Source organism: Aeromonas rivuli, assembly GCF_020149575.1.
In the GTDB taxonomy this organism is placed as follows: domain Bacteria; phylum Pseudomonadota; class Gammaproteobacteria; order Enterobacterales; family Aeromonadaceae; genus Aeromonas; species Aeromonas rivuli.
Window position 1 is genome coordinate 3732251 of sequence record NZ_CP079742.1, and the last position, 26387, is coordinate 3758637.

Below are 26387 nucleotides of genomic sequence, written 5' to 3' on the forward strand. Positions count from 1 at the left end.
GAATAAGTAATGACTCGGCTAGTATATCGGAGGGGGGAGCTAATGGCATCCACCTGCTGCCTTTTACAACATCTCTCTGTCATACTGGCCGAAATTGTGTGCCCCATAAGACATGGAACTCATGAGCAAGGATTCATTCGCGCAGTCCGCCGCCTACCTGAAGCAGGCGGTTCCTCTGATGATCAAGTATCAGATCCCCACCACGCCTGCCAACTATACCCTCTGGTATAGCTATGTGTCGGCCAGCATGCCCGAGCTGAATCACGCCATCGATCAGGCCATCAAATTGCAGGGCACCTGCTCGTTGACGACCTGCGAGCGCCTGTTCCATCAGCATCTGGCGGCTCAGGACGAACAGCAGATCGAAACCATGAAGCTAAGCCTCGCGGCCATGACCAGCGAACTTGGCCATACCATGCAGGATGCACTGTCAGACACCGGCGCCTTTCAGACCATGCTGGATCGCAGCTTCGATCGACTGAGCCAGATCGAGGATGAGGGGCTCAGCCTCGACGATACCATGGGTATATTACGGGATCTGGTGCGCGAGTCTCGCGATGTGCGCATGTCGACCATGCACTTTCGCAGCCAGCTAAGCAATGCCGAGAAGGAGATCAAGGAGCTGAGGGAGATGCTCAACGAGACCCGCAAACTCGCCAATGAGGATGCGCTGACCGGCCTGCTCAACCGACGCGCCTTCGGGCTGGAACTTGAGAGCCTGATCCGCAGCCGTCATCCCTTCTCCTTGATCCTGGCCGATATCGATCGCTTCAAGAGCTTCAACGACGAATACGGCCACCTGCTTGGCGATCAGGTGCTGCGCGCCTTCAGCCAACGCATGCGCGAAGGCTGCCGGGATGGCATCACAGCTTACCGCCTCGGCGGTGAGGAGTTCGCCCTGCTGCTGCCTGGCCGCAACCTCTCCCTTAGCCGTCAGATGGCAGAGAGTCTGCGTCGTGCCATAGAGAAGATGTCGATCCTGGATCGCAAGTCTGGCAAGCGCATCGATCACATCACCTCGTCGTTCGGGGTCGGTGAGTTCAACGGCCAGGAGACGGGGGATACCCTGGTAGAACGTACCGACAAGCTGCTCTACAAGGCAAAGGAACTGGGTCGTAACCGGGTGATGCCACTGGCACTCTGACGGACTTGCCTGCTTACCCGCCACCAAAAAGAGGGGCCGCTATCAGCGGCCCCTCTCGTATTTGTCTTCCCCTATTACAGGGATTTGAGCTGCTCTTCCGGCAAGGCGAGCGCATCGTTGTGGTTTACACCCACCCCACGAGCCAGCACGTTGCGGGCAATATCCTGAGCTTCATCCAGAGAGTGCATGGCATAGGTGCCGCACTGATAGAGGTTCAACTCGGGGATCTGGGACTGATCCTGCACCTTGACCACATCCGCCATGGCCGCCAGCCAGGCTTTGCCAACCCGCGCCTCATCCGGCGCGCCTATCAGGCTCATGTAGAAGCCGGTGCGGCAACCCATGGGGGAGATATCGATGATCTCGACCCCGTCACCGTTGAGGTGATCGCGCATGAAGCCAGCAAAGAGATGTTCGAGCGTATGGATGCCACGCTCGGAGAGGATCTCCTGATTCGGCAAGCAGAAGCGCAGATCGAACACGGTAATAGTGTCTTTGCTCGGGGTCTGCATTGTCTTGGCCACCCGCACGGCAGGGGCTTCCATACGGGTATGGTCGACGGTAAAACTGTCCAATAACGGCATGTCTGAACTCCTGATTAGTTACGAAAACCAGCCCCCGCTGGAGAGCTGATCCTTGCATTGTCGATACTGGGCTCCGTAGCGCTGGGCACGGGCCTCTACCTTGCGGGAGACCTTCATCAGCCACCCCTTGCTGCGGTAGCTGCCACGGCGATAGCCACCCCAGCCTTCGTGATAATTCAGATACTGGCCGTAGGCATCCCACTTGGAGGTGCCATTGAGCTTCTGAGCCTTGTTAGTGTACCAGCCCATAAAATCGATGGCGTCGGCAAAGTCATCGCGGCTGCTCCAGCTGTTGCCGGTCTCCCGCTGATAATCATCCCAGGTATCATCTTTGACCTGGGCATAGCCATAGGCCGAACTGGCCCGTCCCGTGGGGATAAAGAGGAAATACCCCATAGGTGGCTGGGCATCATGTACGAAGGAGGACTCCTGATACATCATGGCCATCACCACCTGGACCGGCGTGCCCCAACGCTTCGACATGTCGAGGGCCGCCTCATGCCAGTCAGGCTTCTCACGAAAGATCTGACACAGATTTTCCGGCTGGGCCGGCGGCGAACTACTGCAGGCGGCGAGCCCCAACGACAGGCTCCCAAGCACGAGGCGCTTCCACATCAGATAGCGTCTTCGTTCTCTTCGCCGGTGCGGATGCGGATCACCCGTTCAACCTCACACACGAAGATCTTGCCATCCCCTATCTTGCCGGTGCGGGCCGTGTTCTGGATAGCCTCGATGCAGGCGTCCAGCTCCTCGTCTTGCACGATCAGCTCAACCTTGACCTTGGGCAGGAAATCCACCATGTATTCGGCGCCGCGATACAGCTCGGTATGACCCTTCTGGCGTCCGAAGCCTTTGACCTCGGAGACCGTCATGCCGTTGATGCCGATCTCGGCCAGGGCTTCCCGTACATCGTCCAGCTTGAATGGCTTGATGATGGCTTCAATCTTCTTCATGGTGACTCCTTACCAGTTCTGTTTGCCAAACCCGGATGTGATGGGGTAACGGCGATCCTTACCAAAATTACGGGGCGAGATACGTGGCCCCACCGCGGCCTGACGGCGCTTGTATTCGTTGATGTCCACCAGCCGGATCACCTTGCGCACCGTGGCTTCCTCAAAGCCCTCCGCCACCATGTCGGCGACCGAAGCATCTTGCTCCACATAGCGTTGCAAGATGGCATCGAGGATCTCATAGGGGGGCAAGCTGTCTTGATCCACTTGGTCAGGGGCCAGCTCTGCCGAAGGCGGCCTGTCGATGACCCGCTGCGGGATCACATAATCGACGCTGTTGCGGTATTCGCAGAGTTGGAACACCAGCGTCTTGGGTACGTCCTTGAGCACATCAAAGCCGCCCGCCATGTCACCATACAGGGTGGCATAACCCACGGCCATCTCGCTCTTGTTGCCGGTGGTCAGTACGATGCGGCGCCGCTTGTTGGAGAGCGCCATCAAGAGCACACCGCGGCAGCGCGCCTGCAGGTTCTCTTCCGTGGTATCTCGGGCGGTGCCCTCGAACAGGGGGGCAAGCTGAGTCATGAAGCCCTCAAACATGGGCTCGATGGAGATGATGTTGAATTCAACTCCCATTCGCTCGGCCTGCTCCTTGGCATCTTCCACGCTCATCTGAGCCGTGTAGCGGAACGGCATCATCACCGCCTGTACCTTGTCGTTGCCAATCGCATCGCCGGCGATAGCGAGGGTCAATGCCGAATCGATACCGCCGGACAGACCCAGCACGGCGCCCTGGAAGCCATTCTTGGTGACGTAATCACGTACCGCCAGCACCAACGCCTGATAGACCTCGGCCAGGGGAGCCAGAGGCGCCGCAGGCTCGCGCTCCTTGCGGGGCTGACCATTGTCAAAATGAACCAGCGCCAGCTCCTCTGCGAAGGGAGCCAATCTGTGAGTCAGCTCCCCCTGGCCGTTGAACACCTTGGAGCAGCCGTCGAACACCAGCTCATCCTGACCGCATACCTGATTGAGATAGACCAGCGGCAGGCCAGTCTGGCCGCAGCGCTCCGTCATCAGCTCACGGCGGATCCAGGGCTTGTCCTTGTCATAGGGCGAGGCGTTGATGGTGAGCAGCAGTTCAGCCCCCGCCGCCTTGGCGGCCATGGCCGGACCCGGTTGCCACAGATCTTCGCAGATAAGCAGGCCCAGTTGATGGCCTCGCAAGTTCACCACACAGGCCTCGTTGCCGGCGCTGAAGTAACGCTTCTCGTCAAAGACCCCGTAATTGGGCAAATCTTGCTTGAAATAGCGGGCCAGCAGTTCACCGTTATCGTACAAGGAAGCGGTATTGTAGAGTTTGCCATCCTCGCGCCAGGGGTGGCCCAGCAAGATGGCACAGGAGCCCTGCCAGGCGGCAACGCGAGCCAGGGCCGCCTCGACCCGTATCATGAGATCGGCGCGCAACAAGAGATCTTCCGGCGGATAGCCGGTCAGGGCCAGTTCGGAGCAGACCAGCAGATCGGCCCCTTGTGCTGAGGCTTGCTCGGCAGCGGCCAGAATTTTGTCACAGTTATCTTCGATGGCGCCTACCGTCAGGTTTAACTGGGCAAGCATCAGGGAGAGGGCTTTTGCCATGGCGATGATTCTTTCAACCGAAATGATGGGGAATGATAAAGAAAAGGCGCTGGCTGTGCCAGCTCAACCCTTGTACTTTGCCTGGCACTCTGGCGTGAAGCAGATAAGCTGTAGTCAATCAGCGGAGATTTCATCCATGGAAAGGCAGATGAAGGGGTTTACCTTGCTTGAACTGATGATAGCCGTCAGTCTGGGGGTCATTCTGCTCGGTATCGGTGCTCCCGCCCTGTCCAGTCTGGTAAATGAGAATACCCTCAAGTTTGAATCCCGCACGTTATTAAAGCACCTGCGCTTTGCTCGCAGCCAAGCCATTGACAATCAGTTCTCGGTCACTGCCTGCCTGGCCGATGCCAACGACAGTTGCGTCCTCGCCAACCCGACCCAGATGCTGATCTTTATTGATGATGATGCGAGCAATGCCTTCAATGGAGGAGAGCTGTTACTCGCTAGGAGTCACCCCTTCCCGGGCAACATGACCGTTGTCAATAACAGGCGTACCACACTGTTCAGCCCCGATGGTTCCAGCCTGGGTACAAATGCGACCCTCAATCTTTGCGCTCAAGGCATGGCTCAGATTAATCTGGTCATTGCCCCATCAGGACGCTCCACTCAGGCAACCCAGAACAACATCTGTCCTTAACGTTACCTCAGCTGATTCGCATCCTGCAGCTTCGCTTCTTTCGACTGAAAGACCTCCCCCAAAGGCAAGCACTCCAACACCTTGTTCACAGGTTGAATGACACCATTGACCTCGTATCCCTTGCCCTTGAATTTTTCCTGTATTGCCATGGGGGACGCGTCCCCCATAGTGCCCTGTAACACCACTCGCTGGCCGCTGGCCAACTCGACATAACACTTCATATCGGCAGCCTGCGCTCCTACCGGCATGCTCAGACCAAGCGCCACCATCCAAGAGAGAAGCCTCATTGTGTTTCTCCTTCATACAGGTAGATTTTCTTGGGCGACATATCCATCTCAGCTTCTTCCGCCCCCTGGACACATTCGCCAGCTCCGGTACAGCGCTCTGGTTCGCCGCTGCCATCATCTTTCAGGATAACTTCATCGCCAGTACCACCACCAATGATCCGAATTTTTGCGTCATCCCCTGCATGCACCACCAGATCATCGGCCACCTTGTTTTGCACTTCGACATACCTTTCTGGCGTCTTATTGCCATCCAAGTCGACCACATATTTAAATGAAGTGCCGTAGTGCATATCCACCATGTACTGACGAGCGGCCCCGATGGATTGAATGGTACATTGCTGGAAAGACTGAACTTGTGGCAAGAAGGAAGTGAAGTAGAGTTTTCCCTGCAGAACCACACCGGCACCCATGGATTTCTCGCCCGGCTCATTGAGCCAATTTACCCACCCCTTGGCACTGGTGATCCCCGCTTTAACTGTCAGTATGCCGTCATCTGTGGTTTGTGCTGACAAGGGATCGTTCGTCACATCATAAAGATTGGAGGCGAGAATGGGAGCAGGCACGGCACTAGTAGAACTTCGCACGGCCACATCATAGTCACGCAACATAAAGTAACCATTGTGGACCGTTGACTCCGATGAGGGACGGTTACGATCGCCACTGCCGATCAACACAGCATCGAAGGGACGCTCCTGGTAGGAGTATCTAGGGTCTCCTCCCACAACGGTACGGGTGACCTGCTTATTGATGGTTCGAACCACTATCGGTTGGGTAAAGAATCGACGATCATCGGCCTGAACATTGTCGGACCCCAAGTTTGCCAATTTGATCACACTGAGCCGGCTGAGGGTCAACGCTGCCTGTGGGCTGTTGGCATCAGTGAATATATCCATACGCCAGATATTACCGCCGGTGTCACCCACATAGACTCTATCTATCTTGCCATCACCGTCACTATCCAGTGTGGCAACAGAGCCAGGCATACTATCGTCCATACCTGACACCTGAAGGTTTTTAGTCGACGTCACACCAGGTGTGGCACTGAATAGCAAGTTGCCATTGGTCGAGTCCACGATATAAATCCCGCGCCCCAGGCTATCGCCACTTCCCAAGCCCAGCTCGTCCTTATTCACGTCATATCCACCTGCAAAAATCAGCACTGGATCCGTGACCCCTGGAATAAAGGCAACCTCCGGCACAGACCATGTCAACCCTAATCCGCCAAAGCCTGCTGTTTGAGCATTAAGATTCCATTTCAGACTTGGCGTATCTGGTGAGGATATATCGAACGCATAATAGGCATTACCACCACTGCGCAGTCCGGTGAAAAGCCAGACAAAATCCCCCTCCGATGATTTCAGAACACCATTTCTATTGGCATCTTTTATCAAGGCCACAGGGGAAGAATCAACACCATAAATATGCTCTGCCGATTCAGCGTTGATTCGCAGGGCTTGCTGGTTTCTCATAAATTCATAAGGGATGGTCGCCCAGCTTTCATCTACTGTTCTCCCCATATCTTTAAACATGTGCAGGAAGCCGGCATTTGTACCAAACAGAATCCTTAAGTCAGGGGCATCGCTAGGATTACCGGATTGGGGGCCATAGTTCAAAACCAAAGGACGAGAGTGGAGGGGGTCACCCATAATATGGCTTCGAATAAGGGTCGATGAATCAAAATCCTCATCATCGACATCAGACCCTTTGGACCAGTTAATTAACTTATCTAACTCAGTAGTATCACTGACCTCCATAAAGCTCATCAATGCAGCTTCACTACCCGCTTGCGCTACCAGATTAGCTTTAGTGAGCGAATCCAGCCTGCCTTGTCCTTTATTGATGACATAAAGGTTTCGATTGCTCTTGGCCGCTAACATCTCCTGAGCCCCACCCTCGGCGACTTTGTTACCATCTCTTCCAGATGACCAGAAGGTTTGTGCACTATCAATAATAGTTCCATCCGCTTTAATGGCTGGCAGCCCTCTACTGTCCACCACATAGCCATCGGCAGAAAACTCCAGTTTTTTGAGATTACCACGCCATCTGGGGCCATCATCTGGTTCGAACATGGCATAGTAAATATTGTTCAGACTTCGGGTACGGTCAAAGTTATTACTGGCGATAGCCGGTGACACTAAAGATGTATTTATACGAAGGATGGCCAACAAAGATGATTTAAGTGCATCCGTTAATGCTGACGCATTGGTCGCGGGATAGTACTCACCACCACCTCTTCTCGCTGCCTCGGCCAGTAAATTCCCCGCACCGGTAATCGCCTCATCACCAAACCCAACAGTAAAGGTCGTTACTGTTTGAGTTCCGGGTGACACACTATTAACATCCTTGTGCTTCATATAACCAGCCAAAGCAGCTAAATAACTACTCCTTCTGTTATTCCCTGAACCATAAGAAACAGTAGAGCCATAAGCCGCTTTCTCGTCGGCTGTGAGTGTGTTTACCAACCCCTGAACGAAAGTATCTGAAGAGGTATCTTGGGTCGGTTCACCGTCGGTGATATAAATAACATAACCATTATTTGAACAGTTATCATAGGGTGCCTCATAGGTTCCCTCTGGATTCTCGGCAGACTTATCTCGAGTTCCTCCTTGCAAGCCATATACGACTGACTTACCACCAAAAAACTGATATGCCTCACGCAACGTTTCACACAAAGGTGTATTGGTACTAGCTGTCAATTCTTCCACTCTATCCAGCAAATCTTGCTCACCCGTTTTACCATTTGCCAAGGTTATCTCGTTCCCTAGGATATCCCGTAAAATACGGCCACCATTGTTATCACTATCATCATTTCGATTGAACACCGCCAGACCGAAATCAACACCGGGCGTGGATGATATCAGCCCACTCACCGCATCTTTGGCAATGCGCAGCCTCGATTGAATAGAAAAACCTGTGGGCCCATAATACCAGCGAATATAATTGGCAGAATAGAGTAGCACGCTAGTGTTGCTGGCGTTATCATAGTTATTTATATTTGTGGTATAAAACCAAGTTCCGCTATTATTACCTGTTTTATCAACTGGATATCCACTCCCAACGGACCAGCTCCCTGTGTAAGGATTTGCAGGGTTACTGGCAAGAACGTCCTGTTTGCAGTCGACCAAATATATACTGCTTTCCCGATAACTACTGATTGAATTCCAATCACCTCGACCACGTCCAGGCGGGGTGCCGTTGTTGACCTCGTATGTCCAAACTTGCGATTGAAAATAGCCTATGTTAGCCAATGGTGTTTTTGATGTAGCGCAAGCATTTATCTTATCGGAAAAACGCTTGGTGCTGGTTATTTCTGGCACCGAACCATCTGTCGAAAAATATATATATTTTTTACTGCTATTTGTATCTGGATCACTGGAGAGAGGGGGGTAGGTTGTCGCTGGATTATAAGACTCTTTCACCTGCTCCATGGTTTCGCTCATGCTGCCGGAATTATCAAATATCAGCAGCACCTTGGGTCTGAAGTCACCAGCTTTATTGAAGTCATAGATAAACAGTTCGGTATCATCCGCCCTGACGGTCGTTGCACACAGCACCAGACAGCTCCAGCACAATGCCACTCCAGCTTTGCGTAACCACATATCTTTGCTCCTATTTGGTGAGCAGTGGTTGCTCAACCCCGACAGTCCAATCCATTGGTCGAGCATGCTTGCCATAATTCAGCTCCGCTTGCATCTCAACATATTTACAAGCGGGGATCACATTCTGGCTGCTGGCATCGAACTTGCGCTTGCACACGGTTTCGGCGCGATCGATCAAGGCAACGGATGCCGAGACATTGCTGCTGTTTACATTGACGGCCGCACTGGCGCCCATATTAGCGATCAGAGTCGAGACATTGTTACTTCGCATGGCAGCCTCAATGACTCCCTCCAACTGATGTTCGGCCTGGCGCAAGCTGGCGGCAGAGCCCGCCATCTTGAGATCTTGGCCTGATGACTGCATGACCACCACGGCAATCAGGGTCAACGGCAGCAGGATAAAGAGTGCAACAATCAACGCCACACCACGCTGGGTTTTCATGCCCCTCCCCCTAAGATCATCGCCGGGTTACGCAAGGAGACACTCGTCTCCAACAACAGCCGACGAAAGCCATCGCCATTCCCTTGTACGCTGACGCTGCCAACCTGATAGATATTGTTATTTACATAATTGGTCGAAGCGCGCAGCGATCGCACCAGAATAAAGACTCTGGCGGCAATAACACGCCCCTCACTCCACTCTTGGTCAGTCACATTATTGGTCGCTACATATCGCTCAATAGTTCCGTCCGGTACCAAGCTATCATCGACCCCAAACAGCACACTCAGCCTCTCGATCCCTTCGGCCATGGCACCACCAATGAGAAGTGACCCACCATTTGCAGTCAGGTAGCGCTTTCTCAGCTCTGGATTACCTGTCGCTGTATTTGGGGAGAGATAGTAGACAAAATGCTGGTATTCCCATAGCTGACGCGCTGGCATGGCCGCATCACTAGGCACAGCCTCACCCCCTTTAAACATCTGGGCCGCTTGGGTGGTTGTCGCAAGGTAGAAACGGTTTCCCGTGGCAACCCCATCAGCTAGAGGGCGCCCGATCAGTCTCTTGATGCTGATCACATCTGTATTGGCCATACGTGACGCTGCAGGTATGCAGGCAAAGGCGCCACCTGTGATCACTTTACTGTTATCAACCCTAGTCACCCAGAGTGGGCGGATTGAGCCTGCACTAGCTGGCAAACTGCCGCGTCCCAACTCATCCAAGCAGTCATCTGAACCCGCAATCGCAGCACCACTGCTAAGGGTCACCCCTTGCCCAACCGTCATGGGCAGACCAGTATAATCTCCCCAGAAGCCAGCCCACTTTAGATCCTGAGTCAACAAGCGCATTGCCACCCGGCCATTTTCCTGCAGTTCACTCTGGTCAAAGGAGTCTTCGGTAGTGGATCGAGACACCACAAAGATACTCAGTCCGCCTCCCACCAGAAACACGCCAATCACCATGGCGATCAGCCACTCAATCAACGTGAATCCCCCGGACTTCATAGCGTCGTCGTCAGGACAAACTGACGCCTTTGGTTATCTGCCACATCATCCACCCCACAGTCGTCCCGAACATCGGCCACGGCACTGGCTCCATCGGACAGCGCCTCCTTGCCACGCCAGAAGATACCGACAGTGAGACTATTGTTAGCACCCCGTATTACGCAGCCTACAGGGGCCTGCAAGGAAGAGGCCGCCCCCGATACCCCTGCGCCCAATAGCGACTGTTGCCAGTAAAAGAGGTCTAGGTTGCGCAAGTCGCTGCGGCTGCACGCGGCCATGGTGCCATCTGCGTTAGCGCATCCAGGCAGGGCCTGATTAGTGCCTCCGGAGATCAGGTCAACTGTTTGACCCGACCAGCTGTCTTTGTTGATCCTCACCCTCTCGACCAGATCGTTGGCGAGCCAGCTGGCAATAGTGCGTTGACGGGATTCGTAACTGGAGAATTTGGCAGTGGCCTGCATGGCAACCAGCCCCAGCAGACCGAAGGAGAGCACCACGGCGGCGATCATCACTTCCAGCAGACTAAAGCCATGCTGGAGTTGCCGCCTCTTCAGAAGAGTGCTGGTTAACATTGTCTCTTACCAGCATTCATCGTTTTGACTCCCGGCCAAATTTTCTGCCTGTGTGGCTCCATCTTGATCGAGGGAAAAGATAATACAGTCGCTGTCTTGCCCCTGAGCACCTGATGCCGTCGCAAACAGAATGTAGCTATTTGCTGCGGCAGAGATCACCAGATGGTAGTAGCCGGAATCAGAAACGTCAGGCATGTTGAGAGGACCTGCCGCCGAGGCGTAGCTGTTAAAGTCCATAAAATAGGTTTCTTGCCGGTTAGCGGCATCCAACAGCATCTTTTTGGCTTCAACACGGTGGCTAGACAGCACATAGCGCTGATAAGAGGGGTAACCAATTGCACCGAGGATCGCCACTATGGCGACCACGATCATCAGTTCAATGAGAGAAAAACCTCGAAAAGACCCAATCATGACCCATCCTTGGCGATTGAATATTTCTTAGTCTAACGCCAGATTTGTCATTGCAACAAACCTGGCGTCAGTATCTTCACACTTTGTTCTTAAGCCTGATCAGGGCTAACTAAATAATTCTAAGTTCAGGGGGAACTTCGAACACCACGTTCTCTTCGCGGCCCGGGTGTTCGGCTACGATCTTGCCCCCCAGCTCACGCAGCCGGGCGATGACATTCTTCACCAGTACCTCAGGCGCTGAGGCACCCGCCGTCACACCTATGGTCTTGACCCCCTCCAACCAGACTGGCTCTATCATGGTAGCGTCGTCGATCAGGTAGGCACGGGCCCCCACTTTCTCGGCTAGCTCGCGCAGGCGATTGGAGTTGGAGGAGTTGCGCGAACCGACCACCAGCATGGCATCCACCAGCCCGGCCATTTCCCGTACCGCATCCTGGCGGTTCTGGGTGGCGTAGCAGATATCGTCCTTGCGCGGCCCCTGGATCTTGGGGAACTGCTTGCGCAGGGCATCGATGACATCCGAGGTCTCATCCACGCTCAGGGTGGTCTGGGTGACAAAACAGAGATCATCCGGGTTCTTCACCTTGAGTTTGACCACATCGTCCGGCGTCTCCACCAGATACATGCCGCCCTCAGGGTTTTCATACTGCCCCATGGTGCCGATCACCTCAGGATGGCCTGCGTGGCCAATCAACACGGCTTCTGAGCCCTTGCGGCTAGCGCGGTGGACTTCCATGTGCACCTTGGTCACCAGCGGACAGGTGGCATCGAATACCTTGAGGGCACGGGATTTGGCCATCTCGCGCACTGTCTTGGCCACGCCGTGGGCGGAGAAGATGACGATGCTGTCGTCCGGCACCTCGTCGAGCTCCTCGACAAAGACGGCTCCCGCATCTTTCAGCTTGTTCACCACGTAGCGGTTATGCACCACTTCGTGACGCACGTAGATGGGAGCACCGAATTTTTCCAGCGCACTCTCGACGATGCTGATCGCACGATCGACACCGGCACAGAAGCCACGGGGATTAGCCAGTAGAATATCCATCAGATCACCTCACTCATGCTGAGGGCACCATCGACATCAACGCGACAAAAGCCACGGGGGTTAGCCAGTAGAATATCCACTATCCATGCACCTCTTCCACGTCATCGACGGCCAGGATCTCCACCTCGAAGGTGACGGTATGACCGGCCAGGGGGTGGTTGAAATCGACCGTGACCGATATGCCTTCCACCGCCCGCACTATGCCGGGCAGCTCGCCGCCATTGGGCTGGTCGAAGACGATGATGGCGCCGACGGTGGGCTCCACATCCGCACCGAATTTGGCTCGGTCCAGATGGTAGATGTTGTCCGGGTTGGACAGACCAAATGCCTGCTCCGGCGCCAAGGTGAAGCTCTTGGCCTCCCCTTGCCGCAGGCCCAGCAAACACTGCTCGAAGGTATCGGTCAGGCTGCCATCCCCCATTGTCAGACGGGCCGGTTTGCCGTGCAACTGAGTGCTGTCGGCGACGGAGCCATCTTCCAGCTTGATGGTGAAGTGGAACAGCACAGTGCTGTCATGGCTGATGAGCTTGCTCATACCGACTCCTTGCCGTGCTTGCTCGCCGCCTTTTCGCTTCGAAAACCTTCCAGCACTATCATGGTCGCACCGATGAAGATGAAGCTGTCGGCCAGGTTGAACGCAGGCCAGTGGGAACGCTGCCAGTAGAAATCGAGGAAATCGACCACATGGCCCAGCACCAGCCGATCGAACACGTTACCAAGGGCCCCGCCGATGATGAGCGAATAGGCGATACCGCTCCAGCGCATGCTCACCGGCTGCTTGCGCAGCCAATGTATCAGCAGGCCACAGATAGCGAAGGCCAACAGGGCGAAGAACCAGCGCTGCCAGCCCCCCTGTTCGGCCAGGAAGCTGAATGCCGCACCCTTGTTGTAGACATGCACCAGGTTGAAGAAGGGGGAGATCTCCACCCCCGGGTAGCCAAACGGCAGCATCTTGACCACAGCCAACTTGGTCGCCTGGTCAAGGATGAAGGCCACAGCCGCCAGCCACAGCCAGCGCAGGCCACTCTTTTCATGAGTCATCTTCATCAGGCAAATTGACGAGCTTCGCCGTCACCCTCAACGTTGCTGACGCAGCGGCCACAGATCTCTTCGTGACCTGCTATGGTGCCCACGTCTTCCACATGGTGCCAGCAGCGATCGCACTTGGCGGCCGCAGACTGGGCTACATTCAGCCACAAATCGTCACGCTCGGTCGCAACGCTACCTTCCGGCATGCTGTCTGCCAGGACTACGTTGGCCTTGGAGGTAAGCAGCACGAAACGTAACTCGTCGCTCAGGGCATTGAGACGCTCGGCCAGAGCAGGCTTGGCGAACAGGGTCAGCTCGGCCTGCAAAGAACCGCCGATACGCTTCTCACCACGGGCGGCTTCCAGGGCCTTGTTCACCTCACCGCGCACGGTCAGGAGCTCGGCCCAGAACTCATCCCCCATCTGTTCACCGGCAGCCAGGCCATAGAGGCCGTCATACCACTCTTCGGTGAACACGAACTCGGCACGCTCACCCGGCAGCAGCGCCCAGATCTCATCGGCGGTGAAGCTCATGATGGGCGCCATCCAGCGCACCATAGCCTCGGCGATGTGATACAGCGCGCTCTGGCAGGAACGACGGGCCAGACCATCAGCCTTGGCGGTGTATTGACGGTCCTTGATCACATCCAGATAGAAGGAGCCCATCTCGATGGAGCAGAACTGCATCAGCTTCTGAGTCACCCCATGGAAGTTGTAGGACTCATATGCTTCGATGATCTCGGCTTGGACAGCCTGAGCACGGCCCACGGCCCAGCGATCCACCACCACCATGTCGGCAGGTGCCACCATGTCGGTTGCCGGGTTGAAACCGCTGAGGTTGGCCAGCAGGAAGCGGGCTGTGTTGCGGATGCGGCGATAGGCATCCGCGCTGCGCTTGAGGATCTCGTCGGAGACCGTCATCTCGCCGGTATAGTCGGTGCTGGCTACCCACAGACGCAGTATGTCGGCACCCAGCTTGTTCATCACATCTTGCGGGCTGACCACGTTACCGATGGACTTGGACATCTTGCGACCCTGACCATCGACGGTGAAGCCGTGGGTCAGAACCTGGTTGTAGGGCGCCTTGTTATTCATGGCCACCCCTATCATCAGGGAAGACATGAACCAGCCACGGTGCTGATCCGAACCTTCCAGGTAGAGGTCGGCGGAGTGGCCGTTGAACTCGGGGCGTGCAGCGACTACAGAGGAGTGGGTCGAGCCCGAATCAAACCAGACATCCAGGGTGTCAGGCACCTTGTCGTAGTTGTCGGCATCGGCTCCGAGCAGCTCGGCCTTGTCCAGATCCCACCAGGCCTGGATGCCTTCTTGCTCGACCCGCTTGGCAACTTCGTGCATCAGGCGCACGGATTCCGGGTGCAGCTGCTGGGTCTCTTTGTGGACGAACAGGGAGATGGGCACACCCCAGGTACGCTGACGTGAGATACACCAGTCCGGGCGATTCTCGACCATGGCCTGGATGCGGTTCTTGCCCCAGGCCGGTACCCAGCCGCTCTGACCCTGCTGCGCGATGCCATCTTGTTCGATGCGCTCAATCTCGGCCAGCGCCTGCTTGCGCAGCCCTTTCTGTTCCATGCTGATGAACCACTGGGGGGTGGCACGGAAGATGATTGGGGTCTTGTGACGCCAGCAATGCGGATAGGAGTGATTGAACATCTTGTGATGGAGCAAGGCACCATGAGTCTTGAGCACTTCGACCACTGCGGTATTGGCCTTGAACACATGCTGGCCGGCGAACAGCTGGGTATCCGGCAGGTAGACGCCGTTGCTGCCAACCGGGTTAGCCACTTCCAGACCGTACTTCTGGCCGACCACGAAGTCTTCCTGACCGTGACCAGGTGCCGTGTGCACGGCGCCGGTACCGGCATCCAGGGTGACATGATCACCCAGTACTATGGGCACATCAAAGTTGTAGAACGGGTGCTTGAAGCGCAGCAGATCGAGGGCTGCGCCCTTGGCATAGCCCAGATTGTGGAACTTCTCGAACCCGGCACGATCCATCACGTCCTTGACCAGATCGGCGGCCAGGATCAGGCGCTCCGGGTGCTCACCTTCAACCTGGACCAAGGCATAGTCCAGATCCGCATGCAGCGCGACGGCACGGTTGGCCGGCAGGGTCCAGGGGGTGGTCGTCCAGATAACGACGGAGAGCGCGCCACGGCCAAAATGACCCTCGGCACAGTCGAACCTGGCCGCCACGTCAGCCTCATCGACGGCCCTGAAACGCACATCGATGGAGGGCGAGTCCTTGTCGTAATACTCCACTTCGGCTTCAGCCAGGGCGGAGCCACAGTCGGTACACCAGTGCACTGGCTTGGAGCCTTTGTGCAGGTGGCCGTTGTCGACGATCTTGGCCAGGGAGCGGATGATGTTGGCTTCGGTGCCAAAGTCCATGGTCAGGTAGGGTTTCTCCCAATCCCCCAACACGCCCAGACGGACGAAGTCGGTCTTCTGGGCCTCAATCTGGGTCTTGGCGTACTTGCGACACTCGGCGCGGAATTCGGCAGCGGAAACCTTGACGCCAGGCTTGCCAACCTTGCCTTCCACTTTCAGCTCGATGGGCAGACCATGGCAGTCCCAACCCGGCACATAGGGGGAGTCAAAACCGGACAGCCCCTTGGACTTGATGATGATGTCTTTGAGGATCTTGTTGACCGAGTGACCGATGTGAATGCTGCCGTTCGCATAGGGAGGGCCGTCATGCAGGATAAATGAAGGCTTGCCCGCTTTGGCGCGGCGAATGGCCCCGTAGAGATCCTGATCGTACCAACGCTTGAGCATACCGGGTTCGCGCTTGGCCAGATCGCCACGCATCGGGAACTCGGTTTCCGGAAGATTCAGGGTGTGTTTATAGTCGCTCATCAGTCCTGGGTTCCCTTCTTTTCTAAAAGAGTGCTGGGTAAATTGAATAACGGCAGCCCAAACCAGGCTCGGGCTGCCTGGGCATCTCGTTCGATCTGCTCTTTCAAGGCGGAGAAAGAGGCAAATTTTTGCTCTTCGCGCAGTTTGTGGCGAAGCAGCACCTTGACCTGTTGACCGTAGAGATCGCCAGAAAAATCAAATAAATGTACTTCCAATCTGGCCTGCGAGCCGCTCAACGTCGGCCTCACACCCACATTGGCGACACCGGGGAATAGATTGCCGGAACATACCACTTCCACCGCAAACACGCCACCGACCGGGCTGACCCGGCGCTTGAGGGCAAGGTTGGCCGTCGGAAAACCTATGGTGCGCCCCAGCTTGTCACCATGAGCCACCCGGCCAGTGATGGCATAGGGACGACCGAGCATCAGTTCCACCTCGGCCAGGCGGCCCGCGCTGAGGGCTTCCCGCACTAGGGTGCTGCTGACCCGCTGGCGGGCAAGCTGGAAACTCTGGGTGCTGACCACCTCGAAGCCGTGACGGCGCCCGGCTTGTTGCAGCAGTTGAAAATCCCCTTCCCGGCCCTTGCCGAAGCGGAAATCATCCCCCACCACCAGGTAGCGAACCCCCAGTTTCTCGACCAGCAGCTGCTTGATAAAGGTGTCGGCGGACTGGGCGGCAAACTCGCGGCTAAAGCGCACGCAAAGCAAACGGTCTATGCGCAGCGCCGCCAGCGCCTCCACCTTCTCTCGCAGGCGGGAGAGGCGGGCAGGTGCGTCATCCCCTGCAAACAGCTCCAGAGGCTGAGGCTCAAACAGCATGACGCAAGCTGGCAGCCCAAGCGCCGCAGCCTTCTCCTGCAAGCGCGTCAACACAGCCTGGTGACCCTGATGGACCCCATCAAAGTTGCCAATGGTCAACACACAGCCCTGGTGACGGGGCTTGAGATTGTGAATACCGCGGATAAGCTCCATCAGTGCCTTGTGTTCTGCTGCTGTCGAAATCGCCGGATTATATATCAGGCGGCGGTCTGGATCAGCCCTCGCGGCTGGATTTCAGGTGTCGTGGCCGAATTCCGAGCACAAGCAGGCAGATCCCGTAGACGCCGCCCCCTATCAGCAGCAGCAGCGTCAGCTCCCAACTCGCCTTGGCCATGCTCCAGGCTCCCCATTGAGCGAGATCCGGTGACAGGTAGCCAAGCAGCCCCCCCATCATCAGGGTCGCCGCCAATAACTTGAGGCAGAAGAACCCGGTCTGACGGGATGGGCGATAGACGCTCTGTTGATACAAGCCTTTGAATAACAAGGCGGCGTTCAGGGTCCCGGCACAGGCAGTGGCCAGCGCCAATCCCACATAGCCGAGGGGGTAGATGAAGATGAGGTTGCACACCATGTTGGTCACCATCGCCATGATGCCGATCCGCACCGGAGTCTTGGTGTCCTGGCGTGCATAGTAGCCTGGGGCCAGCACCTTGATCAGCATCAGTGACAACAGGCCCGTGGTAGAGGCCAGCAGACTGGCACTGGACATCGCCACCTCATGCAGACCGAACTCACCACGCATGAACAGCACCCGCAGTATAGGCTCACGGAGCATGGCAATCCCGATCATGGCGGGCAGGCCGAGCAGCATCACCATGCGCACCCCCCAATCCATGGTGCGGGAAAAATCGGCAGGATCTGAATCCACATGTTTTTTGGCCAAGGCAGGCAAGATGACGGTGCTGATAGCCACCGCAAACAGCCCGAGCGGGAATTCCAGCAGCCTATCCGAGTAGTAGAGATAACTGATGGCACCGGTGGCCAGGAAGGAAGCGAGCATGGTGTTGATCAACAAGTTGATCTGACTGACCGAGACGCCAAACAGCGCCGGGATCATCAGGGTACGGATCTTGACCACCCCGGGGTGATGCCAGCCCCACTTTGGCCATACCAACATGTTGATTTGGCGAAGGAAAGGATACTGGAATAGAAACTGTACCAAGCCGCCCAAGAAGACCCCGATTGCCAGGGAGAGCTCGGGCCTCTCCATTAGCGGGGCTATCCACCAGGCCGACGCTATCATGGTGATGTTGAGAAAGACGGGGGTAAAGGAGGAGACGGCGAAGCGGCCGAAGGTGTTGAGTATGGCCCCCGCCATGGCGGTAAAGGTGATAAACCAGAGGTAAGGGAAGGTTATCTTGAGCATCAAACTGGCCAGCTCGAACTTCTCGGCGGCCGGACCACCATGTAACCAGTCCCAGAACCAGCCCCAGCCAAACAGCGCCGTCAGCACACCGGAGCCCAGCACACCGAGCAGAGTCACTATGGTGACTATGCCGCCAAGGGTCCCCGCCACCGCCGCCAGCAGCTCGCGCACCTCCCGCTCATCGCCATTTTTTTTGTACTCGGTCATGACGGGGACGAACGCCTGGTTGAAAGCACCTTCGGCAAAGAGCCGCCGCAGGAAGTTGGGAATACGATTGGCAAAGAAGAAGACGTCGGCAGCCGCGCCGGCACCGAGCAGATTGGCGATGACCACATCGCGAACCAAGCCCATCACACGGGATACCAGTGTCATTGAGGACACTATCATACCGGATTTGATCAATTTCTTACTCAAGACGAGGCCTCTGGAACTGTCAGAATGGAAAGAATGCTGCTAGAATCGGCCGACAGTTTAACCGCCTCCCAACTGACACACCACCGGGGGGCGGTGTTTATTTGCACAAATCATTTGACAATATGTGGTTGAGAAGGCATATTTCCGGGCCTTTTCAATACACTCGCTAAGACAGTTTTAGGAGTTTTACCTTGGCTAATATCAAATCTGCTAAGAAGCGCGCGATTCAGTCAGAGAAACGTCGTCAACACAACGCCAGCCGTCGTTCAATGACCCGTACCTATCTGAAGAAAGTAATTGCTGCCATCGCTTCTGGCGACAAAGCTGCTGCCGTTGCTGCTTTCGCTACCGCTCAGCCGATCATGGATCGCATGGCTACCAAAGGCCTGATCCACAAGAACAAAGCTGCTCGTCACAAGAGCCGCCTGTCTGCCCAGATCAAAGCTATGGCTTAATCAGCTTCCGCTGAATAAAGCAAAAAAACCGGCCTCTGTGCCGGTTTTTTATTTATCTGTCGTGCAGTAAAGTGTGTGCAACAAACCTATCATCTCGCGCACCTCATGGCTGCGCAGCGAATAATAGACCGTCTGGGCCTCTTTTCGCGTCTCCACCAACTCATCCCGCCGCAGTACAGCCAAGTGTTGTGACAACGCAGACTGGCTCAAGCCAAGTACTTCATTCAATTCGCCCACCGACAACTCCTTGTCTAGCAGCTGACAAAGAATGAACAGCCTTCTCTCGTTGGCCAGCGCCTTGAGCAAGGCTACCGCCCTGCCTGCATTCGCCTCCAGTACCATGGCGCTCTCCTCTGACGTCAATGGCGATAATAGCTTGATTGGCCTCAATTTAAAACGACAGGGTCGCTGGCTGTATGGTGGAAAAGTTCTCCTGCCCGGCAAACAGGAAAGAGAAGTCACTCTCGCATACCCGCTTGACCGCCGGGTGCTGGATCATCCGCTCGGCAAAGATGACATAATACTCCTCCATCAAGTCCTGGGTCTCGCCGATCAGCATGACCCCCTCCCCTTCCAGTATCTCTTCCCGGTAGATGGTGGGCGCCATAAAGATACCCTGGTTGAAGAAACCGAACGCCTTCATCAACGCCGCGTCATCGAACTCGCCCAAAATGCTGGGGGAGATGCCTTGCTGCTCGAACCACTGGGTCAATTGACGCCCCATGGCGGTACGGCGACCCGGAATGAGCAACTTGCGCTCCTCCAGACAGGCGGGAAAGGGTTTCTCAGGCAATGGTGCCTTGCAGAAGAAGCTGACCCCACAGCCGCCGAGCCGCTTGGAGAGCAGGCCGGCATGCTGGCTGGAGTCCACCGGACAGTCGGAGAGGATCATGTCGAGCTTGTGCTCGCTCAATTGCTCGAGCAGCAACTCGTGGGTCGATTCGAAGCAACGCAGATGGATGGAGCCATCATTAGGAATGACGGAGAGCAGTACCCGGCTAGCCAGGCGCTTGGAGAGCGCATCGGCGATACCGACGTCGAACAGTATCTGGCTCTCCTTGCGGTAGTTGACGATATCCAGCATCTCGTAGGAGAGGCTGAACATCTTGTCGGCGTAACGAAACACCAGCTGGCCCAGCTCGGTGGCCTCCAGAGAGCGTCCCTTGCGTTTGAGCAGCTTGCCCCCCAGTCGATGCTCCAGCAGCTTGATCTGGCCTGTGACCGTCTGGGGAGTGAGGAAGAGTGCCTCCGCCGCCTGAGTGACGGAGCCCTTCTTCTGAGTCATCCAAAAATAGTAGAGGTGGTTGTAATTAAGGTGTGACATCCGATGGGGTTTCCGCGCTGCGCGGACTCCGGTAGCAGCTGAGTTCAACCGCCAGAATGTCATACATGTCGCTGACCGAGTCAACCTTGTTTGCCGCGAACTGGTTAATCAGGGTCTGTTTCAACTTGACGGCATCGGGTCGGCGCTGGTCACAGTAGCGTTTGTTGTCATGCTTGAGTCGCTCACCGACCCGGCTGCGCAGCGCTCGCTCCTGGAAGGTTTCCCCAAAGCGGGCGCGGGCCTGTTGATCGCCCATGCCCAGGGCGCCATCCACTACACCATCGAGATAGGCGGAGCAGTCAGGCGAAACGGCATCCTGCTTGCATTGTTCCAACCCGCTGGCCCATGCCATGGTCGGCCCAAGCAGCATCAACATCACCACAATCTTCCTCATAACCCCTCCGTACTCTGATTGGCGATCCCCTTGGGCAGGGACAAGCGCAGGGCGACATAGCCCACCACGGCGGCCAGGGTAGAGCCGACCAGTATGCCCAGACGCGAGTAGCTGCCGTAATCCATGCCGCCGTGCTCGAATGCCAGGGAGGCAATGAACATCGACATGGTAAAGCCTATGCCGCACAGAATGCTGACCGCAAAGATCTGGCGGAAGTTAACCCCAGGTGGCAGCTGAGCTATGCCCAGACGCACCGACAACCAGCTGATGGTGAATACGCCCAGTGGCTTGCCCACGAACAGACCCAGCACGATGCCCATTGGCACAGGGCTCAGCAAGGTGTCCAACCCTATGCCATCGAGGGAGACGCCAGCATTGGCAAAGGCAAACAGCGGCAAGATCAGATAAGCACTCCAGGGATGGAGCTGATGTTCCAGGTGCTTGAGCGGCGATACATGGCGCACCCCCTTGAGGGGGATCAGGAAACCAACCACTACCCCGGCAAGGGTCGCATGGACACCTGACTTGAGCACGGCAACCCAGAGCACCAAACCGACCAGCATGTAGAGGGAGATGCGATCCACACCCCGGCGATTCATCCACACCAGGATCAGCGTGGCCACCAGACCCACCGCCAGCGCCGTCAGTGACAACTGCTGGGTGTAGAAAAGGGCAATGATGATAATGACCCCCAGGTCATCCATGATGGCCAGCGCCAGCAGGAACACCTTGAGGCTGGTCGGTACCCGCTTGCCGAGCAGCGCCATGACACCGAGGGCAAAGGCGATGTCGGTAGCCGCCGGTATGGCCCAGCCTGCCCGGGTCACGTCGTCCGAGTAGTTAAAGAAGGAATAGAGCAGCGCAGGCACCAACATGCCCCCCACGGCAGCAATGGCCGGGAAGGTCGCCTGCTCCCTGGAAGAGAGTGCCCCTTCCATCATCTCCCGCTTCACCTCCAGACCGACCAGCAGGAAGAAGATGGCCATGAAGCCATCGTTGATCCAGAGCAGCAGGGGCTTGTGGATATCCAGTGCAGAAATACGCACCTGAACCGGGGTGTTGAGAAAGGCTTGATAGGCATCAGCCAAACTGGAGTTGGCGAGCAAGATAGCAACCAGTGCCGCCAGGATAAGAATAATCCCCGAAGCGGACTCCAGTTTCAGAAAGCGTTTTAATACATCACTCATGGTCAAGCTATCCCCCAAAAATCCTATTGGATTCAGTCTAGACAGGGATGGGAACAATGAAAAATCGTTTCTTACAGCCTAAACCAACGGAAAAACCGAAGGCAAAATCTTAATGAGCGGCTATAAGCATATATCAAGCCACTGGGCATTAGGTCAAACCGGCACTCTATCAATGAATAGTTACCTTCATATTTGCATATTTTGCATATAAAGAAGAGATGAAAAAGGCGCCCGCAGGCGCCTGAGTATTAGATGGCGACGGGCGCCTTGATGCCAGGATGGGGATCGTATCCCAGGATCTCGAAATCCTCGAACTGGTAGTCGAAGATGGTGCCCGGCTTGCGTTTGATTGCCAGTTGCGGCAGTGCGCGCGGTTCCCGGGAGAGTTGCAGCGCCGTCTGCTCCATGTGATTGGAGTAGAGGTGTACATCACCGCCGGTCCAGACGAAGTCGCCTACCGCAAGATCGCACTGCTGGGCCACCATGTGGGTCAACAGGGCATAGCTGGCAATATTGAACGGCAGACCCAGGAACACATCGCAGCTACGCTGGTAGAGCTGGCAGGAGAGCTTGCCGTCCGCCACATAGAACTGGAAGAAGGCGTGACAGGGGGCCAGCGCCATCTTGTCCAGCTCACCCACGTTCCAGGCCGAAACGATGATGCGGCGAGAGTCCGGGTTGTGCTTGATGTCATCGATGGCCTTCTGGATCTGATCGACCACGGTGCCATCGGCCGCCGGCCAGGATCGCCACTGAGCACCATAGACAGGGCCCAGATCGCCATTCTCATCGGCCCACTCATCCCAGATGCTGACGCCATGTTCCTTGAGATAGGCGGTATTGGTATCGCCATTGAGGAACCAGAGCAGCTCGTGAATGATGGAGCGCAGGTGGCACTTCTTAGTCGTGACCAAGGGGAAACCCTCGGCCAGATTGAAGCGCATCTGATGACCGAACAGAGACACAGTCCCCGTGCCGGTACGATCAGATTTGACCGTGCCCTCATCCAGGATTTTCTGCATCAGGTCAAGATAGGCTCTCATTTGGCCTCCTTGGGGGCATTACCAAACAGGCGAGGCTGCTTGTAGGCGACCCAGACCATGAGGGCACCGGCCAGTATCATGGGGGTAGAGAGGATCTGTCCCATGCTGATCTCCTGGAAATAGAGACCAAGCTGGGCATCCGGCTGGCGGACAAACTCCACCAGGAAGCGGAACAGACCGTAGCAGAACAGGAAGAGGCCCGAAATGGCACCACGGGGCGGCTGCTTGCGCCAGAACAGATTGAGGATGATGAACAGCACCACCCCTTCCAGGGCAAACTGGTAGAGCTGGGATGGGTGGCGCGGCTCGGGGCCAGCCTCCGGGAAGATGATAGCCCAGGGCACATCGGTGACCCGGCCCCACAGCTCGCCGTTCAAGAAGTTGCCGATGCGGCCAACGCCCAGTCCGAACGGGATCAGCGGCGCCACAAAATCTGCCACCGTGAAGAAGTGACGCTTGGTCTTGTGGGCAAACCAGACCATGGCGGTGATGACACCAATCAGGCCACCGTGGAACGACATACCGCCGGTCCAGATCTTGAACAGATAGAGGGGATCGGCCAGGAAGAGGTCGAAATTATAGAAGAGTACGTAACCGACTCGTCCCCCCAGGATCACCCCGAGGAAACCGTAGAACAGCAGATCCGAGACCTCATCACGAGTCCAGCCACTGTTGGGACTGTCGGCGCGGCGGCCAGCCAGCCACATGGCGAAGGCAAAACCGAACAGGTACATGAGGCCATACCAGCGTACCGACAACGGCCCCAGGCTGAATGCGACGGGATCAATCTGTGAGAAAACCCAATATCCATCGTGCTGCATAAGCGTCTCTGTCAAACGAAAAGCCGCATTTTGCGATGAATCTCGCAGGGGGACAAGGTTTGATGTTAATCAGTTAAGGCTTATGACCGGCTCGCAGCAGACCACCCAGGCCCTGTTCTTCCAGATAGCGGGCGAACAGACCGCGCAGCACATGGGGGTTGTCATGTTTGAGCCCCTCGGCCAACAGGCTGCTCAGCTCGCTCAGCCTTGATTGGCGCAACACATACTTGATGCGGGCTATGTTGTGGGTGTTCATGCTGAAGCGGCGATAGCCCATGGCCAGCAGCAGCAGCACGCCGACCGGATCCCCAGCCAGCTCGCCGCAGACCGACACCGGCTTCTTGTATTGATGGGACGCATCGACCAGCAGTTGCAGGGCCCGGATCACCGCCGGGTGGAAGGCGTCATAGATGTTGGCCACCCGGGCATTGTTGCGATCTACCGCCAGCAGATACTGAGTCAGATCGTTGCTGCCCACGGACCAGAAGTCGATGAGGGGGGCCATCTCCGGCAGGATGTAAAGGGCGGAAGGCACCTCTATCATGGCGCCAAGGCTGGGATAATTGATGGTGGCGCCGCGGGTGGCCGCCTCTTCCGAGACTTCCCGCCAGGCCTGATCAAGCAGACGACGGGAGGCTTTTATCTCCCCCACGCTACTGATCATCGGCAGCATGATGGTGAGGTTGTCCAAGCCTTCGCTGGCGCGCAGCATCGCCTTGAGCTGCACCAGGAAGAGCTCAGGGTGATCCAGGGTGAGCCGGATCCCCCGCCAGCCGAGGAAGGGGTTCTCCTCGACGATGGGGAAGTAAGGCAGGGGTTTATCGCCGCCGACATCCAGGGTACGCATGCAGACGGGGCGATCGCGATAGGTTTCGAGAATGCCGCGATATCGCGCCGTCTGCTCCATCTCCGAGGGGAAACTGTCTTGCAGCATGAAGGGGATCTCGGTGCGATAGAGTCCCACCCCATCGGCCAGCTGATTGAGGGATATCTCGGTGTCGGCGCTGAGGCCGGCGTTGAGCAGCAAGGAGACCTTGACGCCATCCGCCGTCTCGGACGGCAGGCTATCGACGCTGCGCACCAGGGTATCGAGGGCCCGCTCCTCATCGAGCAACTGGCGATATTCGGTCAGCAGCAGGGCGCTAGGTTCGATGAAGAGATCGCCGCTGTAGCCGTCCAGGATGAGCGGACGGCCGCCAATGTCACCGAGGGGCAGCTCGACCCCCATGATGGCGGTAATGCCCATGGCCCGTGCCAATATGGCGGCGTGGGAGTTGGTTCCCCCCTTGAGCGACACCACCCCGCTCAGAAACTCTCGCGGGATCTCGGCCAATATGGTGGCGGTCACCTCATCCGCCACCAAGATAACGGGTTCACCTATGGTGAAATGTTCGGGTTCATTCTGCACCAGACGGCTGATGAGCCGCTGGGCTATGTCCTTCACATCGGTGGAGCGCTCCCGCAGATAGGGATCTTTCATGCTCCGGAACTGATCGATCAGCCGATCGCTGACCAGCTTGACCGCCGAGACCGCAGTCCAGTGCTCCTTGCTGACCTTATGACGGATCGGCTTGATGTAGCTGGGATCATCGAGCAGATGCAGATAGATGTCGAAAATGGCGACCGAATCCTGGCTGTAGCTCTCGCGAAAGCGCAGCGCCAGACTCTCCAGATCGTGACGCACCTCTTCGACCGCCTCATCGAGACGGACCAACTGAGCCTGGTGATCCTCATCCTTGCGTGGATTGATGGTATTGAGCGCCTTGCGCGGGCGCCAGACCCAGGCCTTGGCGATGGCAATGCCACTGGCGCCAGCGATGCCGCGCAGTGGCTTGCTCCAGTCGGTTTTCTGCAACCAGCCCTTGGTCTGGGCATGGGCGATCCGGGCCGCCAGTTGGGCGGCCAGCGTCACGAGGAAGGACTCCTCGCTCTCATCAAACAGCCGGCTCTCTTTTTGCTGCACCACCAGGATGCCCACCACTTGGCGCTGATGCATGATGGGAGCGCCGAGGAAGGAGCGAAATGCCTCCTCGGCCACATCGGGCAGAAACTTGAAACTGGGGTGGGAGGGGGCATCGGCCAGGTTGATCAGCTCTTCGCGCTGACCCACCAAACCGACGATGCCCTGTTCGAACGGCAGCGTGGTCTTGCCTACCGCAGCCTGTGCCAGGCCGTCAGTGGCCGCCAGCCGGTAGCAGCGAGCCTCGGGCTCGGAGACGTAAACAGAACAGCAGGATACCTGCATGGCGAGCCGGGTCTGGCCCACCAATGCTTCCAGTGCCTGTTCGAGGGTGTTGGCCTGGGCCATGCTCTCGACGATACGCCTCAATTCCGTCAGCAAATA

At 56.6% G+C, this 26387-nt stretch carries 26 protein-coding genes; 3 read left to right on the forward strand and 23 right to left on the reverse strand.

What is annotated here, in order from left to right; translation table 11 throughout:
* Positions 1–121 precede the first annotated feature (121 nt).
* Positions 122–1144: a GGDEF domain-containing protein gene (locus KYK33_RS17160; protein WP_224431296.1), complete on the forward strand. Its 1023-nt coding sequence runs from the start codon at positions 122–124 to the stop codon at positions 1142–1144.
* 74 nt (positions 1145–1218) lie between these two features.
* Here the strand turns inward: KYK33_RS17160 and luxS are convergent, their stop codons facing one another.
* Genes luxS through KYK33_RS17180 form a run of 4 tightly spaced genes read right to left on the reverse strand, consistent with a single transcriptional unit; the run spans position 1219 to position 4313 of the window.
* Complete coding sequence (gene luxS, locus KYK33_RS17165) at positions 1219–1728, reverse strand: S-ribosylhomocysteine lyase (RefSeq protein WP_005895411.1); 510 nt, start codon at positions 1726–1728, stop codon at positions 1219–1221.
* An 18-nt stretch (positions 1729–1746) separates the two neighbouring features.
* Positions 1747–2343 (reverse strand): transglycosylase SLT domain-containing protein, encoded by a 597-nt coding sequence (locus KYK33_RS17170; protein WP_042044188.1) that lies wholly within the window; start codon positions 2341–2343, stop codon positions 1747–1749.
* Positions 2343–2681 (reverse strand): nitrogen regulatory protein P-II, encoded by a 339-nt coding sequence (gene glnB, locus KYK33_RS17175; RefSeq protein ID WP_005895417.1) that lies wholly within the window; start codon positions 2679–2681, stop codon positions 2343–2345. The genes KYK33_RS17170 and glnB overlap by 1 nt, the downstream gene beginning before the upstream one ends.
* A gap of 9 nt (positions 2682–2690) precedes the next feature.
* Complete coding sequence (locus tag KYK33_RS17180) at positions 2691–4313, reverse strand: NAD+ synthase (protein ID WP_224431297.1); 1623 nt, start codon at positions 4311–4313, stop codon at positions 2691–2693.
* Here KYK33_RS17180 and KYK33_RS17185 point away from each other — a divergent pair.
* A complete protein-coding gene (locus KYK33_RS17185) occupies positions 4312–4953 on the forward strand; it encodes a GspH/FimT family pseudopilin (protein WP_224431298.1) in 642 nt (213 codons plus the stop codon). The two genes, KYK33_RS17180 and KYK33_RS17185, sit on opposite strands and share 2 nt — an antisense overlap.
* A 2-nt stretch (positions 4954–4955) precedes the next feature.
* On the opposite strand, the gene KYK33_RS17190 is transcribed toward KYK33_RS17185, so the two are convergent.
* The 12 genes from KYK33_RS17190 to murJ all read right to left on the reverse strand — a co-directional run bounded on the left by KYK33_RS17190 (position 4956) and on the right by murJ (position 18819).
* Positions 4956–5240: a TapY2 family type IVa secretion system protein gene (locus KYK33_RS17190; RefSeq protein WP_224431299.1), complete on the reverse strand. Its 285-nt coding sequence runs from the start codon at positions 5238–5240 to the stop codon at positions 4956–4958.
* Entirely contained in the window at positions 5237–8839 is a 3603-nt protein-coding gene (locus KYK33_RS17195; RefSeq protein ID WP_224431300.1) for a PilC/PilY family type IV pilus protein, read from the reverse strand. Before KYK33_RS17195 ends, KYK33_RS17190 begins: the two co-directional genes overlap by 4 nt.
* 10 nt (positions 8840–8849) lie before the next feature.
* Positions 8850–9281, reverse strand: a complete 432-nt coding sequence (tppD, locus tag KYK33_RS17200) for a type IVa pilus pseudopilin TppD (protein WP_224431301.1) — start codon at positions 9279–9281, stop codon at positions 8850–8852.
* Positions 9278–10261, reverse strand: coding sequence for a PilW family protein (locus KYK33_RS17205; protein ID WP_310504072.1), 984 nt, complete (start codon positions 10259–10261; stop codon positions 9278–9280). The genes tppD and KYK33_RS17205 overlap by 4 nt, the downstream gene beginning before the upstream one ends.
* 17 nt (positions 10262–10278) lie before the next feature.
* On the reverse strand, positions 10279–10854 hold the full coding sequence (pilV, locus tag KYK33_RS17210; protein WP_224431303.1) for a type IV pilus modification protein PilV: 576 nt from the start codon (positions 10852–10854) through the stop codon (positions 10279–10281).
* 6 nt (positions 10855–10860) lie between these two features.
* The gene (gene tppA / locus KYK33_RS17215) at positions 10861–11265 is read right to left on the reverse strand and encodes a type IVa pilus pseudopilin TppA (RefSeq protein WP_224431304.1); all 405 of its coding nucleotides are present in this window, start codon (positions 11263–11265) and stop codon (positions 10861–10863) included.
* Positions 11266–11374: 109 nt separating this feature from the next.
* On the reverse strand, positions 11375–12310 hold the full coding sequence (gene ispH / locus KYK33_RS17220; protein WP_042044194.1) for a 4-hydroxy-3-methylbut-2-enyl diphosphate reductase: 936 nt from the start codon (positions 12308–12310) through the stop codon (positions 11375–11377).
* 79 nt (positions 12311–12389) lie between these two features.
* Entirely contained in the window at positions 12390–12845 is a 456-nt protein-coding gene (gene fkpB, locus KYK33_RS17225; RefSeq protein ID WP_224431305.1) for an FKBP-type peptidyl-prolyl cis-trans isomerase, read from the reverse strand.
* Positions 12842–13357: a signal peptidase II gene (gene lspA, locus KYK33_RS17230; RefSeq protein WP_224431306.1), complete on the reverse strand. Its 516-nt coding sequence runs from the start codon at positions 13355–13357 to the stop codon at positions 12842–12844. Before lspA ends, fkpB begins: the two co-directional genes overlap by 4 nt.
* Positions 13357–16218 carry an isoleucine--tRNA ligase gene (ileS, locus tag KYK33_RS17235; RefSeq protein ID WP_224431307.1) on the reverse strand — a complete coding sequence of 954 codons (2862 nt, stop codon included), beginning with the start codon at positions 16216–16218 and terminating at the stop codon, positions 13357–13359. Before ileS ends, lspA begins: the two co-directional genes overlap by 1 nt.
* Complete coding sequence (ribF, locus tag KYK33_RS17240) at positions 16218–17192, reverse strand: bifunctional riboflavin kinase/FAD synthetase (RefSeq protein WP_042044198.1); 975 nt, start codon at positions 17190–17192, stop codon at positions 16218–16220. Before ribF ends, ileS begins: the two co-directional genes overlap by 1 nt.
* A 61-nt stretch (positions 17193–17253) precedes the next feature.
* Positions 17254–18819: a murein biosynthesis integral membrane protein MurJ gene (murJ, locus tag KYK33_RS17245; RefSeq protein ID WP_224431308.1), complete on the reverse strand. Its 1566-nt coding sequence runs from the start codon at positions 18817–18819 to the stop codon at positions 17254–17256.
* Positions 18820–19010: 191 nt separating this feature from the next.
* Here murJ and rpsT point away from each other — a divergent pair, with 191 nt between their 5' ends.
* Positions 19011–19274, forward strand: a complete 264-nt coding sequence (gene rpsT, locus KYK33_RS17250; protein ID WP_005892298.1) for a 30S ribosomal protein S20 — start codon at positions 19011–19013, stop codon at positions 19272–19274.
* A gap of 48 nt (positions 19275–19322) precedes the next feature.
* Here the strand turns inward: rpsT and KYK33_RS17255 are convergent, their stop codons facing one another.
* The 7 genes from KYK33_RS17255 to ptsP all read right to left on the reverse strand — a co-directional run bounded on the left by KYK33_RS17255 (position 19323) and on the right by ptsP (position 26384).
* Positions 19323–19616, reverse strand: a complete 294-nt coding sequence (locus KYK33_RS17255; protein ID WP_224431309.1) for an ArsR/SmtB family transcription factor — start codon at positions 19614–19616, stop codon at positions 19323–19325.
* Positions 19617–19665: 49 nt separating this feature from the next.
* A complete protein-coding gene (nhaR, locus tag KYK33_RS17260) occupies positions 19666–20598 on the reverse strand; it encodes a transcriptional activator NhaR (protein WP_042044201.1) in 933 nt (310 codons plus the stop codon).
* On the reverse strand, positions 20585–20974 hold the full coding sequence (locus tag KYK33_RS17265) for a hypothetical protein (RefSeq protein ID WP_370736623.1): 390 nt from the start codon (positions 20972–20974) through the stop codon (positions 20585–20587). The genes nhaR and KYK33_RS17265 overlap by 14 nt, the downstream gene beginning before the upstream one ends.
* A 14-nt stretch (positions 20975–20988) precedes the next feature.
* Positions 20989–22179 (reverse strand): Na+/H+ antiporter NhaA, encoded by a 1191-nt coding sequence (gene nhaA / locus KYK33_RS17270; RefSeq protein ID WP_224431310.1) that lies wholly within the window; start codon positions 22177–22179, stop codon positions 20989–20991.
* Positions 22180–22427: 248 nt separating this feature from the next.
* On the reverse strand, positions 22428–23222 hold the full coding sequence (thyA, locus tag KYK33_RS17275; RefSeq protein ID WP_224431311.1) for a thymidylate synthase: 795 nt from the start codon (positions 23220–23222) through the stop codon (positions 22428–22430).
* The gene (gene lgt / locus KYK33_RS17280) at positions 23219–24043 is read right to left on the reverse strand and encodes a prolipoprotein diacylglyceryl transferase (protein ID WP_224431312.1); all 825 of its coding nucleotides are present in this window, start codon (positions 24041–24043) and stop codon (positions 23219–23221) included. The genes thyA and lgt overlap by 4 nt, the downstream gene beginning before the upstream one ends.
* 73 nt (positions 24044–24116) lie before the next feature.
* Positions 24117–26384: a phosphoenolpyruvate--protein phosphotransferase gene (gene ptsP, locus KYK33_RS17285; RefSeq protein WP_042044206.1), complete on the reverse strand. Its 2268-nt coding sequence runs from the start codon at positions 26382–26384 to the stop codon at positions 24117–24119.
* Between the last annotated feature and the right edge of the window lie 3 nt (positions 26385–26387).